We start from the raw sequence: 14,058 nt of genomic DNA, 5'->3' as shown, positions 1-14,058 counted from the left end.
GCGCTGAAAGCATCTAAGCGCGAAGCGAGCCTCAAGATGAGTCATCCCTAGACCTTTAAGGTCTCTAAAGGGTTGTTGAAGACTACGACGTAGATAGGTCAGGTGTGTAAGCGCTGCGAGGCGTTGAGCTAACTGATACTAATTGCCCGTGAGGCTTAACCATACAACACCCAAGGGGTTTTAGCGGACTCAAAGTAGAACATTGAATGTGTAAGAGAAGCTAGTCAGATTATTTCCCAGATTTTAGTTTTTCGCGATGAGCGGGAAACACAACAAAATTTGCTTGGCGGCCATAGCGTTATGGACCCACCTGATCCCATGCCGAACTCAGTAGTGAAACGTAACAGCGCCGATGGTAGTGTGGGGTCTCCCCATGTGAGAGTAGGACATCGCCAGGCTTCAAATTCGTTTTCGTCTTTTTAAGAAAAGATGAAGGCAAAAAGATTAGATACATGAGTTGAACGACATGTATCGGATAGACAGGACACTGTTTATCACCGTGTGGAGCGGTAGTTCAGTTGGTTAGAATACCGGCCTGTCACGCCGGGGGTCGCGGGTTCGAGTCCCGTCCGCTCCGCCATTTATTAARAAGCCTCGCTAGCAATAGCGGGGCTTTTTATCGTCTGAGGGTTTTGTCAATGGACTCTCACGAGCCTTCGGCTTGAGTCCCGGACGWGCGCGCCCCCRGCCGTTCCGCCATTTATTAAGAAGCCTCGCTAGCAATAGCGGGGCTTTTTATCGTCTGAGGGTTTTGTCAATGGACTCTCACGAGCCTTCGGCTTGAGTCCCGGACGAGCGCGGCCATTTATTAAGAAGCCTCGCTAGTAATAGCGGGGCTTTTTATCGTTTGTAGGTTTTGTAGAYGGACTCTCACGAGCCTTCGGCTTGAGTCCCGGACGTGCGCGCCCCCGGCCGTTCCGCCATTTATTAAGAAGCCTCGCTAGCAATAGCGGGGCTTTTTATCGTCTGTAGCATATTGAAAAGACGCTTACTCGCCTTCTAATTGATTCCCCTGAAGTGTTAATTGAGATTCGAGATCTTCCCTGATCGTCATGTATTGACCTTTTTTTCACGCTTTTGTTGTCTAAATTTCCCCATTCTTTGTGTCTTATTTATCTCGTTTTAGTGAGTAGTGCATGTTCCTGCGCTTATCTTTCTAGCCTGGTGTAAACGAAAAATTGGGTTCTAGACTTTGTTTGGGAAGTGCTGTCGATTCACTTAGGCAATTTTGAACAACTCTCATTGTATTTTTTAACGAATTGCTTATTAACAATTTGATTTATAAGATTGGTAAGGCTAATACTTAATGTATGATTATTTATACATTTGATGATCAATGTTGATTTATTACGTATTAAACGATGTAAATGTTAACTTGATCGATACGTGTTCTTACTATTAAGAATTATTTTTTATACCATCTCGGTATTATGCATCTCACATTTATTGGTTTGGAGAGTCATTGCAATGAATGATTTATCAGCGTTACTTCAAATGACATTGTTATGCACCGCCGTTGCTATGGCTGTTGCTGGACCTGCATTGATTGGTCTGTTGGTTTTTAATAAATACAAACAGAATCAAGCCGAAAAACATGATTTAGCATAATTACTGAGCACTTAGCGCTCGTGTTGGCATTAATCCCTAGCTATTTATCTTATTCTCGTTAAAATGGCGTTCATATAGGGGTGTAGCTCCAATTGGCAGAGCAGCGGATTCCAAATCCGCGTGTTGGGAGTTCGAATCTCTCCACCCCTGCCACATTTAAAGCCTCGACAGCAATGTCGGGGCTTTTTCGTATCTGTCACTTTTGAATAGTGATGTTGGGAGCTGGAACGCCAGCCCGGTCGAATCTCTCCACCCCTGCCATATTTAAAGCCTCGACAGCAATGTCGGGGCTTTTTCGTATCTGTCACTTTTGAAAAGTGATGTTGGGAGCTGGAGCGCCAGCCCGGTCGAATCTCTCCACCCCTGCCACATTTAAAGCCTCGACAGCAATGTCGGGGCTTTTTCATATCTGTCACTTTTGAAAAGGGATGTTGGGAGCTGGAACGCCAGCCCGGTCAAATCTCTCCACCCCTTCCACTTTCATGCTCTAGACTGCGCGTCCCGGCAGAAATGTTGGAGTCTTTTTCGTTTAAGTCGCTTTTTCTGAATGATCCTTTTTATATCCTGATCCAGCCATCGCACTTGGCTTCTATTGGGCGTATCCTGTTTCCACTTTTTAATCAATAAAAGTGGTTGATGCCATGAATCAAGCAGTTTTGCTTTTCTATATTGCCATTGGTGGTGCGACTGGCGCATGTTCTCGTTATCTCATTTCTGAGCTTTGCGCGATTTTACTAGGACGCGGATTTCCATACGGGACGCTGGTTGTGAACATTATTGGTTCCTTGATAATGGGCGTGCTCGTTGCTGCATTGGAACAAGAAACGTTTGGCCCGGGTCCTTGGCGACACCTTGTTGGCCTTGGCTTTCTTGGCGCCTTAACAACTTTTTCAACATTCTCCATGGACAACGTTTTACTTCTTCAGCAGGGGGAGTGGTTCAAAATGGGGCTTAACATTGTGTTGAATGTAGTGGTTTGTATTTTTGCTGCTTGGGCAGGTTTTCAGCTATTAATGCGCAGTTAGTCACAGACTCTGAGGTTGAGATGGTTGATTCGATTACCTATACTGCTGGCTAATACTTGTCGGAGTGCCATTTGGCTGAGACCGCGAAAGCGGGATCCGTTGAACCTGATCAGGCTAATACCTGCGAAGGAAACAAGAGAAGCAAACATTAATGCCGTAGGTATATCTATTTTTCAGATAGGTGTATTTTTGAGCAATCAAACTCTTGCAGAGCCAATCCGGCAAGCATTTATTCCCACAATATTTGGAGTAATGCTATGTCGAGTCGTAAACAATCTAGAAATGATGCAAAAACCTTTATCGACAACCTGTCGGTACAACCTTTCCCTAATTCTCAGAAAATCCATGTAGAAGGCTCTCGCCCTGATATTCGTGTTGGTATGCGCGAAATCTCTTTGGCGCCAAGCCTTATAGGTGGAGACAAGAAAAACCCTCAGTTTGAAGATAACGAAGCTGTTCGAGTCTATGATACTTCTGGTGTTTATACCGACCCGAGTTATGACATCGATATTTACTCTGGTTTACCGAAACTTCGTGAGCGTTGGATTGAAGAGCGTTCAGACACGGAGCTGCTCGATAAAGTTACTTCAGAGTTTGCCCAAATTCGTCTAGATGATGACACCTTAGATGAACTGCGTTTTGGTCAATTACCGAGCGTACGTCGTGCCAAGAATGGGCATTGCGTGACACAGCTACACTATGCGCGCCAAGGGATCATCACGCCTGAGATGGAATATATAGCGATACGCGAGAACATGGGTAACCCAACTTATTCCGATGAGCAGCTTAACCGTCAACACCCAGGTCAAAACTTCGGAGCAAACTTACCCAAAGAAATCACGCCAGAATTTGTTCGTAAAGAAGTCGCGGAAGGTCGCGCCATTATTCCTTCAAACATCAACCACCCAGAATCAGAGCCGATGATCATTGGCCGAAACTTTTTGGTGAAGGTGAATGCAAATATCGGTAACTCGTCGGTGAGCTCTTCTATCGAAGAAGAAACGGAGAAGTTGGTGTGGTCGACGCGTTGGGGTGGCGATACTGTGATGGATCTTTCTACAGGGCGAAATATTCACGAAACTCGCGAGTGGATTTTACGTAACAGCCCAGTGCCTATTGGCACCGTGCCAATGTATCAAGCGTTAGAGAAGGTCAATGGTGTAGCTGAGGATCTGACATGGGAAGTGATGAGAGACACGCTTATTGAGCAAGCTGAGCAAGGCGTTGATTACTTCACTATCCACGCTGGTGTGCTGCTACGCTATGTTCCTATGACCGCAAAACGAGTGACTGGCATTGTTTCTCGCGGTGGCTCTATCATTGCGAAGTGGTGCCTTGCTCACCATACCGAAAGCTTCCTTTACACACATTTCCGAGAAATCTGTGAAATTTGTGCGCAATATGATGTCGCCCTATCGCTTGGTGACGGGTTACGACCTGGGTCGATCGCAGATGCAAATGACGAAGCGCAATTCTCTGAACTTCGCACCTTGGGTGAGCTGACTAAGGTAGCCTGGGAATACGATGTTCAGGTCATGATTGAAGGGCCGGGACATGTGCCGATGCACATGATCAAAGAAAACATGGACGAGCAGCTTGAGCATTGCCATGAAGCGCCTTTCTACACCCTTGGGCCTCTTACCACAGACATCGCACCGGGCTACGATCACATCACTTCAGGTATTGGCGCGGCCATGATCGGTTGGTTTGGCTGTGCAATGCTTTGTTATGTGACCCCGAAGGAGCACCTTGGTTTGCCCAACAAAGATGACGTTAAAGTGGGGCTTATTACCTATAAGCTGTGCGCACATGCTGCTGACTTGGCGAAAGGTCACCCTGGCGCTCAAGTGAGAGACAATGCGCTGTCTAAAGCTCGCTTCGAGTTCCGCTGGGAAGATCAGTTTAATCTCGCACTCGACCCTGATACCGCTCGTGCTTATCACGATGAAACGCTTCCCCAAGAGTCAGGGAAAGTCGCGCATTTCTGTTCAATGTGTGGCCCGAAATTTTGCTCGATGAAGATCAGCCAAGAAGTGAGGGAGTACGCCAAGAATCAAGAGCTTGGTGACGCAATTGAAGTAAAAATGCTGGACGATCCGCTAGAAGGAATGAAGCAAAAATCTGCGGAGTTCTTAGCCAAGGGTAGCGAACTTTACCATCAAAAAGCGTAGGAGGAGCGATGACTACTCCTACCTTGTTGAAGAATTTATCTTTCGCAAGGATGAATGAGGGCATAGGCCCTCTTTATCCTGTTGTTGATGATATTGCGTTGCTCAAACGACTATTAGCGTTTGGTGTGCGTACCGTCCAACTTCGTGTGAAAGATGCAAATCACCCAAATCTAAGCACCATGATTGAAGAGGCAGTTAAGTGCGGCAGGTTGTGTAATGCGCAGGTATTTATCAATGATCATTGGGAAAAAGCGCTTGCTGCTGGTGCCTATGGTATTCACCTTGGCCAAGATGATCTTCTTTCTGCGGATCTTAATGCAATCGCCAAAGCAGGGATAAGGCTTGGTTTGTCGACGCGCACGGCAGATGAACTAGATATCGCGATGTCACTGACCCCGAGTTATCTCGCGATTGGGCATATCTTTCCAACACCGACCAAGCAAATGCCAACACCGCCTCAAGGTGTGAATCAGTTGAAAACACATCTACAAACGGTCAGTGGTCGATTTCCTACGGTCGCCATTGGTGGGATTGACCTCTCGGTAGCTGCCGATGTTTGGCGCTCCGGTGTTGATGCTATTGCCGTAGTTCGAGCGGTTACCCAATCGAATGACTTAGCGGCGACCTTACAGGCATTTGCGGAAGTTCTGACAGAGGATGCGCGAAATGAACGCACTACCTTTGTCTGATCAAGCGTTTGATCGATATAGCCGTCAAATCATGCTTCCTGATTGGGGGGAGCAGGCGCAAAAACAGCTGACGAATGCCAAGGTGTTGGTTGTTGGCTGTGGTGGGTTAGGTACAGCTGCAAGCCTTTATCTTGCTGGGGCAGGTATAGGTCAACTTGTGCTGGCTGACGACGATAAAGTGGAACGCTCAAACCTTCCTCGTCAGATAGCCTATCGCGACACGGATATTGGTGAAGGGAAAGCAAAGGCGCTCGCAACACAATTGATGGCGCTTAACCCTCTGGTTTCACCCCGAGCCGTTGAACGCCGTTTGTCAGGCAAGGTACTGACATTGGAAATTTCTTTGGCAGATATTGTGCTCGATTGCTGTGACAATATGGAAACACGCCAAGCCGTGAACCAAGCCTGTGTAGCATCGAACACGCCGCTAATTGCTGGCGCAGCCATTGGCTGGAGTGGGCAGCTGATGGTGTTCGATTTTGCTGATAATGCGACACCTTGCTACCACTGTTTGTTTCCAGAAACGAGTGATACTCCTGTGCGAAATTGCCAAAGTGCGGGGGTTGTTGGGCCGGTGGTAGGAATAATGGGTAACCTTCAAGCGCTTGAAACCTTGAAATATCTTACCCAATCAGAAAAGCCGCTGACGCGCTTCTACCAATTTGATGGAAAATCTTTGTCACTACGTGCAATGACAATTCCTCGTGAAACGGAATGCTTGGTTTGTCAGGCTCAACAGCAGGAGGTCTTTGATGAAAATTTGGCTCAATGACAATGCCTACGTCATAAAAGACGCAATTCAACTTAAGGCACTGATAGCTGAACTGGCGTTACCTGAGCAATCAGTGGCGGTGGCGATTGAGGGTGACATTGTCCCTCGCCACCAATGGCAACACACGCCTTTAACTGAAGGCATTCAGATTTCCATATTTCAGGCGATTGCTGGAGGATAATGATGTTAACCATTGCTGATAAAGTCTTTTCATCTCGCCTATTTACTGGGACTGGGAAGTTTTCCGGAACCTCTGTTATGGCGAAGAGTATTTCAGAAAGCGGTTCTGAGCTCGTCACCATGGCACTGAAGCGCGTTGATATCACCAACCGTGATGATGACATTCTTGCGCCTCTTATTGCGTCTGGTATCCATTTGTTACCGAACACCTCGGGAGCGAAAACAGCGAAAGAGGCCGTTTTTGCAGCACGTTTAGCGCGAGAAGCTCTCGGTACTCATTGGCTCAAGTTGGAAATCCATCCTGATCCAAAATACTTGATGCCAGATCCCATCGAAACGTTAAAAGCTGCGGAGCAGTTGGTGCAAGAAGGCTTTGTTGTTCTTCCGTATTGTCATGCTGATCCCGTGTTGTGCAAGCGATTAGAGGAAGTGGGCTGTGCCGCTGTCATGCCTTTAGGGGCGCCAATTGGAAGTAACAAGGGATTAGTCTCGGGTGATTTTCTCGATATCATTATCGACCAAGCACGAGTACCCGTGGTAGTTGATGCTGGGATAGGCGCGCCGTCTCATGCTGCCTTTGCCATGGAAAAAGGGGCTGATGCAGTATTGGTGAATACAGCAATTGCCGCTGCAGCTAATCCGGTTGCCATGGCGCGTGCATTCAAGCTTGCGGTAGAAAGCGGACGAATGGCGTATGAAGCGGGGTTAGCTGGCAAGGTACAACACGCTGTTGCGTCTAGCCCTTTGACCGCTTTTCTCGATGAACTGGCATAATGTTCAGGAGGGATGATGAGCTTTTCTGAACATTGGAAAACCTTAAGCTGGGATGACATTCGACTTTCCATCTATAGCAAAACGGCGGGTGATGTTAGCCGAGCGTTAGCGAAGCCCAAACGCGACCTTGAAGACTTTAAGGCGTTGATATCACCAGCGGCTGAGCCTTTTCTTGAGCAAATGGCGCAACAAGCTGACGTGATGACGCGACGTCGCTTCGGCTATACCGTTAATTTCTATGTGCCCTTGTACCTCTCCAATCTATGTGCGAATGCGTGTACCTATTGTGGCTTTTCAATGGAAAACCGCATTAAGCGTCGCACCTTGTCATTGGATGAAATCCAGCGCGAATGTGACGCAATAAAACAGATGCGTTTTGATAGCATTCTGCTGGTGACGGGCGAGCATCAAACCAAGGTGGGGATGGCGTACTTTCGGGAAGCTATTCCAGCTATCAAGCAGCACTTTAGTTATCTGGCGATGGAAGTGCAGCCCTTGGCTGAAATGGAATATGCGGAATTGAAAGGGCTAGGGTTGGATGCCGTCATGGTGTACCAAGAAACCTATAATCGCTCGACGTACGCAGAGCACCACCTTCGTGGAAACAAAACAGACTTTGCGTATCGTTTGGACACTCCCGATCGTTTAGCTCGAGCTGGCGTAGATAAAATCGGTATTGGCGCTTTGATTGGGCTTGATGAGTGGCGTACAGATTGTTTTTTTGCCGCCAGTCATCTCGATTATTTGGAGCAAACGTATTGGCGTAGTCGGTATTCCATTTCCTTTCCACGCTTACGACCGTGCGAAGGTGCTGTTCAACCAAAATCTGTGATGACAGATAGACAGTTAGTACAGTTGATTTGCGCATATCGTTTGTTTAACCCTGAAGTAGAGCTGTCTTTATCGACAAGAGAGTCTCCCGCGTTTCGTGACAAAGTGCTACCGCTTGGTATTACCTCGATGTCAGCGGCATCGAAAACGCAACCGGGAGGATATGCAGACGATGAACCCGAACTTGAGCAGTTTGCGGTATCCGATGAGCGCAGCGCCCAAGAGGTTGCCAGTGCGGTTAAACAGGCGGGTTTTGATGTGGTGTGGAAAGATTGGCAAGTTGGGTATTCGGGCTAGCAAGAATCGATAATTAAAAAAGGCTCCGAGGAGCCTTTTTCTTTTGCTGAACTTATCGAGACAACGGTGCCGTGGCCTGTTCTAGCCATGCTAAGTCGTAGCCTTCCAAGCTTGGGCTGATGTCTGTCCATACCTTCTGGTGGTAATCGTTCCACCATGCGATCTCGCTGTCTGTCAGTAGAGTGATATCCACCAAACGACGATCAATCGGAGCACGAGTCAGTGACTCGAAACCTAGCATGCTCATGTCGCCTTGCGTCGGTACCTCCACCACTAGTTCAAGGTTTTCGATGCGGATACCAAATGCATCAGCACGGTAGTAGCCTGGCTCATTTGATAGCACCATGCCTGGCAATAATGCGACGGTATTTGGCGCTTTAGCGATGCGCTGAGGGCCTTCGTGAACACTCAGGAAATGACCAACACCGTGTCCGGTTCCGTGGTCGTAGTCAAACCCATGCGCCCATAGATATTGGCGAGCCAGTGCATCCAATTGGCTGCCGGCTGTTCCTTTCGGGAAGCGTGCCGTGGTGAGCGCAATATGACCTTTCAACACTAGTGTGAAGGCTTGCTTCACGTCGTCGGCACATTCACCAATAGCTATAGTTCGCGTGATGTCTGTGGTGCCATCAGGATACTGACCGCCTGAATCCACCAGATAAACATTGTTGATCTCAAGTTCGCCCGGCTTAGGTTGGTTGAGGTGGTTGTAGTGGCACATCGCTGCGTTTCCGCCTGCAGCAGAGATAGTGTCGAAGCTTAGATCTGCCAGTGTCTCATCGAGTTCACGGAACTGATAGAGCTTGTCAGAGAGTTCGGCTTCGTTAGGGAGGTTGTTGGCATTAACCTGCGCATCCAACCAAGCGAGGAAACGACTCACTGCCACACCATCTCGAACATGGCTGGCTTTCATACCCGCAATCTCGACTGGGTTCTTCGCCGCTTTCGGGAGCATGCATGGGTCCGTGGCATGCACGATACACGCGCCGTTGTTAGCAAGAACTTCACTCGCCCAAGCATTACTGGTTTGCGGGTCGACCAAGACGGTTTTTCCGCCAAAGCCAGCCAGAGATGACGCCAATGCGTCAGGCGATTGAATGCTCACGCCTGCGCCGACGTGGGCCGAGAACGCTTCAGGTAGGCGGTTCGGGTCGATAAACAACGTGACATTGCCGTTGGCTTCAACGATGGCGGTAGAGAGCAGTACAGGAAGACGAGACACATCGCCCCCGCGAATATTTAACAACCAGCAAATGCTATCTAGCTGGCTAAGCAATGCAGCATCGGTGCCAGCTTGTGTGAGTGCTTGACCGATTTTCGCTCGTTTATCAGCACTGCTTTGACCGACGATGTCATTGCCCATCAAGCGAGCCTGAGTGAGCAAAGGTGCTGGGCGGTCATGCCACAACGTATCAATGGGATTGCTATCGATGGTGATGAGGTTGATCTTTCCTTCGACGGCTTGCTTCGCGTTGGCTAACCAGTTTGCACTGTGAAGACGCGCGTCGATAGCGACCTTGCTGCCTTGTGGCAGGTTAGTGAGCAGCCATTGTAATGCAGGCTCTTCAATCAAATGACGGTATTCAAAAATGTCACCCGGAACTTGTTTGCGCACCTGCACGGTGTAGCGTCCATCGACAAACATGGCCGCATTATCGCGGGTGATGACGGCAGCACCTGCCGAGCCAGTGAAACCGGTGGCCCAGTGAAGACGTTCATTGTGGGCAGGAATATATTCTCCAAGAAATTCGTCTTCATGTGGAATAACCAGCGCATCCAGTGCTTGTTCTTCCAGCCAGCGTCGTAATGCGTCGACACGTTCAGCGTAATTGGCGTGCATTTTTCGTCCTATTCTTATCTGTTCTCATTGATCGTATTGTTCAAAAAAGCATGGGGTGAATGTGGTCACCTCAATCCTCTAACCTACTTGTTTTCCTCGGTCGCTGCAATTTCTGTCATATGTCTACAGCGCGATATTATTAGCTGTCTAAGCCAACGATGGCCAGGATCGGATTCCTGACTTTGATGCCAAAATAGCGTATATGCCATCGGAGGAAGAGGCTCTGGTAAGGTTGTTACGACGAGATCTAACTGCTTCGCAGCAGCATGAGCAAAGTGAGAGGGGGCGGTAAAAATCAGATCTGTGTGTGTACATAAACTCGCAGCGCTGTTGAAGTCTGGGACATACATTGCGATATCTCGTTCAAGCCCGCGCTCTGCCAGTTTATAGTCGAGTAACCATCGGTCGCTGCCATCGCAACGAACCTGTATGTGGCGCTGCTTAAGGTAACGGTCCAAGTCCCAAGGCCGAGAGAGCAATGGATGATCTCTACGTACAATCACTTTTTGATGGTCTTGATAAAGTTCTTCATAAACAATGCCTTTGGGTGGCATTAGGGTGAGCATGGCATCGGCAGGGTTCAAATCTTTGCCAGTAATGCCAAAGTCCACCTCTCCTCGAGCCATCGCATCAAAGGTGCCTGCGCCCCATGCTTCTGTATCCAGTGTGATGGAAGGCGCTGCATCCAGTATTTCTCCCAAAAATCGAGGCAGCAGCAGCGGATAGGCACTTTCAACCAAGGCGAAATGAAAGCGACGATCGCTGGTGGCAGGGTGGAAGTCATCGGACACGGTTAACCCTTCAATATGACTTAACAGTGTCTTTAGGCCTGGCTTTAATGACTGCGCTTTTGCTGTGGGGTGCAACCCTCGTGACGTGCGATTGAATAGCGGGTCGTCAAACTGCTCCCTCAGCTTTGACAGGTTCTTGCTGACAGCAGATTGGCTGAGGTTTAGGCGTTGAGCCGCCCGAGTGACATTGCACTCTTCGAGCAAAACATAGAGACAAATCAGTAAATTGAAATCATATCTGAGGAGTCGATTTAAGTTCATTTGTGATATTCCATGGGGGAATGTTTGACCTGACAATATGCCATTTTTATTCATATCAAAACAAGACTACACTGCGCGGTAATTTATCAGGAGTCCTTTATGTCCATCCCTTCTTCAAAACCTGATAGTCGCTTGGTCGCTTTGATGGTACTGCTTGTACTGTTTAGCCCACTGGCTATTGATATCTATTTGCCTGCCATGCCAATCATGGCCACAGAATTTGACGTTGTTCCTACGCGTATTCAAGACACTATCTCTTGGTTTATGGTGAGTTTAGGCATGGGGCAGTTGTTGGCAGGCCCATTGGCTGATCGCTTTGGACGTCGACCTGTCGCCTTGGTCGGGATCACTATCTACGCCGCAAGCTCCGCAATGGCTTGGATTGCATCATCACTGGATGCGTTGTTAATCGCTCGATTGCTGCAAGGTCTGGGTGCATGTGCAACCTCGGTGTGTGCGTTTGCAGCGGTACGCGATAGCTTCGGTGGAAAGCGAAGTGGACAGATGATCAGCTACCTAAATGGCGCTATTTGTTTTATTCCCGCGCTAGCACCTTTGCTGGGCAGTTGGCTAACGGCACAGTTTGGCTGGCGCTCAAACTTCAGCTTCATGATGGGCTATGCCATCGTTGCTTTGGTGTTGGTGTTTACCCTGTTTCGCGAAACACGTCCGGCTGACACTGACTCAAGCGGTGCATTGTTGAGCCCATCTCGTTATTGGCAAGTACTGAAAGAGCCTGTGTTTATCTTCCACGCCGTGCTTTGTATGTTGGCGATGGCTGTTATTTTGGCTTATGTGACCTCGGCGCCTGTGCGATTGATTAACGGGTTGGGTTTGTCTATGGAGCAATTCACCGGATGGTTTGCTATCAATGCCGCGCTCAATATTTTTGCATCCATGACAACGCCAAAAGTCATGGATACCGTCGGCAGTCGTAAAACGCTCAATGCTGGCATGATGATATTGGTATTTGCAGGCATCTTGATGGGAGCATTGAGCTCCACACAAACAGCATGGGCGTTCATGGTGCCTGTATTTATGTCTTCGTTTGGTTTTGCTTGGGTGTTGGGTTCTTCAGCGGGTAAAGCGCTTGAGCCTTTTGGTCAGAGAGCGGGAACGGCGGCTGCACTGTTGGGGTTATTCCAAATGAGTGGTGCGGGTATTTTGGTGAGCTTGACGCAACGCGCGGGTCTTTCTGAACCGCATCTCCTTGTGTTCCATATGTTGTTAATTGTACCAGGACTGGCCCTACTTTGGTCTTCTGCTGGCAAGCGCTGGCATACCGCCGAGTGTTAATAAATCCATAAAAATAATAAGACGCGAAAAGCGCAAGGTCTCGACAACCTAATCTGTACATTGGTGGTTTTCAGGGGCATTGAGCCTGATTGACACAGTACAAATGGATAATTATTTGCCCGTTAGAAATTTTCTGCGGGCATTTTTTTGTTGCTTATTGTGCAAAGGGAGTATATTTAGTGTGCGAACACCTCATTTCTTTCCCTAAAAATAAAACCATAGGCTGTATATATATGTCGATGTCGACGCTTGAATTAGCTCGTCACTTGGAGATGCTTGACGAATCTCCTGAAAAAATGATGTTTGGTAAACTTCTCACTGAATTAAGCGGTATGAGCGAAGATCGAATTCAACGTGCAGCTCGCCAAGTACCCATCAGTGGATTGCGTGAATTGGTGCATCAGTTCAATAAAATTATTGAAGAGCGCCGTGGTGAACGCGTTCAAGAGCTTGCACAAGAAATTGCTGATGATGGCATTTCAGTGGAAGAGCTGCGCCAATATCTAACGCAGCGCAACGCCTAACTGTTTTTATCACGCCTTTGTTTTTCGTTGCTGGATAGCTAATCCGGCAATAATCATTACCAAGCCGATTAAGGTCGTTGGGTGGATTTGCTCGCCTATAATATTGGCAAGTAATATCAATGAGATAAATGGCGAAATAAAGATAAGGTTACTGATCTTGGCGGTATTGGTGGCCAGTTTCATGGCTTTGAGCCAAAGCACGAATGTGATCCCCATTTCAAATAGGCCCACATAACTTACCGCCAACCAGCCTTGCCATGGAATACCACTCCAATCGCTGGAGTATAAGCTTAGGCCGATTGAAAACGGTAAGGACAATATAAAACCAAGCAAGAGCCCAATCACGGGGTCGGCTTGGTTTTTCGCGTTCAAAATCCAATACCCTGCCCACAATAGCGTTGAAAGCAGCGCCAACCCCACTCCTAGTGGGCTATCAAAGTTCAAATCTAAAATATTGCCTTTAGTGGCAATGACGACCACACCGGCATAACCCAAAGCTGCAGCAATCCAATCTTGTTGACGAATTTTCTGACCTAGAAAAACGGCAGCCATGAGCGTGAGGGTGATCGCCCAACTGTAGTTGAGAGGCTGCGCGAGAGATGCGGGCAACAGATCGTAGGCTTTGAAGAGCACCAGATAATAGATGAACGGGTTGATAAGCCCAAGCATCAAATAATACAAGGGACGACGAGAGAAGGTTGAGGCTAATTGGTTCAATGTGCCTTGCCAAGCAGCAACCGCGGCAAGGGAAAGCGCCGATACCACACTGGCAGCAGCCAGCATTTGGATCGGGTCCATATAGGTGAGTGTGATTTTAAAGGCCGTCGCGACGGTTGACCAAAGCAACACCGCAGCCAATCCGTAGCCAATCGCAAGGCGATCATTCATGAGAAATGCTTACTTGATAAGAAGGAAAACAGCAGTCTAGAGCACTTCCCTCTAAACAGAAAGGCTGGACATTTATCCAGTGTCTTATTAGCCTTCAAGACAGGCAATAAT

General features: G+C 48.1%; 13 protein-coding genes, 2 tRNA genes, 2 rRNA genes and 1 riboswitch. Of the genes, 14 read left to right on the top strand and 3 right to left on the bottom strand.

All coding sequences use genetic code 11. From position 1 onward, the window contains the following. From L4D06_RS19120 to thiH, 12 genes are all read left to right on the top strand, one after another. Window positions 1-163, top strand: a 23S ribosomal RNA gene (locus L4D06_RS19120); the annotation flags it as partial. 119 nt (window positions 164-282) lie between these two features. Continuing rightward, window positions 283-398, top strand: a 5S ribosomal RNA gene (rrf, locus tag L4D06_RS19115). A gap of 105 nt (window positions 399-503) precedes the next feature. Then, window positions 504-580 (top strand) — tRNA-Asp (locus L4D06_RS19110). Window positions 581-1,467: 887 nt separating this feature from the next. Beyond that, a complete protein-coding gene (locus tag L4D06_RS19105) occupies window positions 1,468-1,608 on the top strand; it encodes a hypothetical protein (protein ID WP_274166404.1) in 141 nt (46 codons plus the stop codon). Window positions 1,609-1,684: 76 nt separating this feature from the next. Next, window positions 1,685-1,761: transfer RNA gene (locus tag L4D06_RS19100), tRNA-Trp, on the top strand. Window positions 1,762-2,249: 488 nt separating this feature from the next. Beyond that, window positions 2,250-2,633 carry a fluoride efflux transporter CrcB gene (gene crcB, locus L4D06_RS19095; RefSeq protein ID WP_274166405.1) on the top strand — a complete coding sequence of 128 codons (384 nt, stop codon included), beginning with the start codon at window positions 2,250-2,252 and terminating at the stop codon, window positions 2,631-2,633. Between the two features lie 50 nt (window positions 2,634-2,683). After that, a riboswitch (TPP riboswitch) is annotated at window positions 2,684-2,782 on the top strand. 108 nt (window positions 2,783-2,890) lie between these two features. Then, window positions 2,891-4,804 carry a phosphomethylpyrimidine synthase ThiC gene (thiC, locus tag L4D06_RS19090; protein ID WP_429740727.1) on the top strand — a complete coding sequence of 638 codons (1,914 nt, stop codon included), beginning with the start codon at window positions 2,891-2,893 and terminating at the stop codon, window positions 4,802-4,804. An 8-nt stretch (window positions 4,805-4,812) separates the two neighbouring features. Next, window positions 4,813-5,493: a thiamine phosphate synthase gene (thiE, locus tag L4D06_RS19085; RefSeq protein WP_429740726.1), complete on the top strand. Its 681-nt coding sequence runs from the start codon at window positions 4,813-4,815 to the stop codon at window positions 5,491-5,493. After that, window positions 5,471-6,265: a HesA/MoeB/ThiF family protein gene (locus tag L4D06_RS19080; RefSeq protein WP_429740725.1), complete on the top strand. Its 795-nt coding sequence runs from the start codon at window positions 5,471-5,473 to the stop codon at window positions 6,263-6,265. The genes thiE and L4D06_RS19080 overlap by 23 nt, the downstream gene beginning before the upstream one ends. Then, a complete protein-coding gene (gene thiS, locus L4D06_RS19075) occupies window positions 6,246-6,446 on the top strand; it encodes a sulfur carrier protein ThiS (RefSeq protein WP_274166409.1) in 201 nt (66 codons plus the stop codon). The genes L4D06_RS19080 and thiS overlap by 20 nt, the downstream gene beginning before the upstream one ends. A 2-nt stretch (window positions 6,447-6,448) precedes the next feature. Then, window positions 6,449-7,219 (top strand): thiazole synthase, encoded by a 771-nt coding sequence (locus L4D06_RS19070; RefSeq protein ID WP_274166463.1) that lies wholly within the window; start codon window positions 6,449-6,451, stop codon window positions 7,217-7,219. Between the two features lie 15 nt (window positions 7,220-7,234). Continuing rightward, window positions 7,235-8,347, top strand: coding sequence for a 2-iminoacetate synthase ThiH (gene thiH / locus L4D06_RS19065; protein ID WP_429740724.1), 1,113 nt, complete (start codon window positions 7,235-7,237; stop codon window positions 8,345-8,347). A 52-nt stretch (window positions 8,348-8,399) separates the two neighbouring features. On the opposite strand, the gene L4D06_RS19060 is transcribed toward thiH, so the two are convergent. Further along, window positions 8,400-10,187: an aminopeptidase P family protein gene (locus tag L4D06_RS19060; protein WP_429740723.1), complete on the bottom strand. Its 1,788-nt coding sequence runs from the start codon at window positions 10,185-10,187 to the stop codon at window positions 8,400-8,402. 83 nt (window positions 10,188-10,270) lie between these two features. Continuing rightward, the gene (locus L4D06_RS19055) at window positions 10,271-11,239 is read right to left on the bottom strand and encodes a LysR family transcriptional regulator (protein ID WP_274166412.1); all 969 of its coding nucleotides are present in this window, start codon (window positions 11,237-11,239) and stop codon (window positions 10,271-10,273) included. 99 nt (window positions 11,240-11,338) lie between these two features. Between L4D06_RS19055 and L4D06_RS19050 the strand changes: the two genes are divergently transcribed. Then, window positions 11,339-12,535, top strand: coding sequence for a multidrug effflux MFS transporter (locus tag L4D06_RS19050; RefSeq protein WP_429740722.1), 1,197 nt, complete (start codon window positions 11,339-11,341; stop codon window positions 12,533-12,535). A 233-nt stretch (window positions 12,536-12,768) separates the two neighbouring features. After that, on the top strand, window positions 12,769-13,059 hold the full coding sequence (gene tsrA / locus L4D06_RS19045) for an H-NS-like global regulator TsrA (RefSeq protein ID WP_274166464.1): 291 nt from the start codon (window positions 12,769-12,771) through the stop codon (window positions 13,057-13,059). A 9-nt stretch (window positions 13,060-13,068) separates the two neighbouring features. On the opposite strand, the gene L4D06_RS19040 is transcribed toward tsrA, so the two are convergent. Further along, a complete protein-coding gene (locus L4D06_RS19040; RefSeq protein WP_274166414.1) occupies window positions 13,069-13,947 on the bottom strand; it encodes a DMT family transporter in 879 nt (292 codons plus the stop codon). Window positions 13,948-14,058: the final 111 nt, after the last annotated feature.

It is taken from the genome of Enterovibrio makurazakiensis, from assembly GCF_050336585.1.
In the GTDB taxonomy this organism is placed as follows: Bacteria; Pseudomonadota; Gammaproteobacteria; order Enterobacterales; family Vibrionaceae; genus Enterovibrio; species Enterovibrio gelatinilyticus.
The sequence above is the reverse complement of the archived record's forward strand: the minus strand, read 5'-3'. Positions and strand labels throughout refer to the sequence as shown.

Coding starts and splice junctions, on each gene's coding strand:
- thiH (WP_429740724.1), top strand. CDS start 7,235: ATGAGCTTTTCTGAACATTGGAAAACCTTAAGCTGGGATGACATTCGA.
- L4D06_RS19080 (WP_429740725.1), top strand. CDS start 5,471: ATGAACGCACTACCTTTGTCTGATCAAGCGTTTGATCGATATAGCCGT.
- L4D06_RS19050 (WP_429740722.1), top strand. CDS start 11,339: ATGTCCATCCCTTCTTCAAAACCTGATAGTCGCTTGGTCGCTTTGATG.
- L4D06_RS19055 (WP_274166412.1), bottom strand. CDS start 11,239: ATGAACTTAAATCGACTCCTCAGATATGATTTCAATTTACTGATTTGT.
- tsrA (WP_274166464.1), top strand. CDS start 12,769: ATGTCGATGTCGACGCTTGAATTAGCTCGTCACTTGGAGATGCTTGAC.
- thiS (WP_274166409.1), top strand. CDS start 6,246: ATGAAAATTTGGCTCAATGACAATGCCTACGTCATAAAAGACGCAATT.
- thiC (WP_429740727.1), top strand. CDS start 2,891: ATGTCGAGTCGTAAACAATCTAGAAATGATGCAAAAACCTTTATCGAC.
- L4D06_RS19040 (WP_274166414.1), bottom strand. CDS start 13,947: ATGAATGATCGCCTTGCGATTGGCTACGGATTGGCTGCGGTGTTGCTT.
- crcB (WP_274166405.1), top strand. CDS start 2,250: ATGAATCAAGCAGTTTTGCTTTTCTATATTGCCATTGGTGGTGCGACT.
- L4D06_RS19060 (WP_429740723.1), bottom strand. CDS start 10,187: ATGCACGCCAATTACGCTGAACGTGTCGACGCATTACGACGCTGGCTG.
- L4D06_RS19070 (WP_274166463.1), top strand. CDS start 6,449: ATGTTAACCATTGCTGATAAAGTCTTTTCATCTCGCCTATTTACTGGG.
- L4D06_RS19105 (WP_274166404.1), top strand. CDS start 1,468: ATGAATGATTTATCAGCGTTACTTCAAATGACATTGTTATGCACCGCC.
- thiE (WP_429740726.1), top strand. CDS start 4,813: ATGACTACTCCTACCTTGTTGAAGAATTTATCTTTCGCAAGGATGAAT.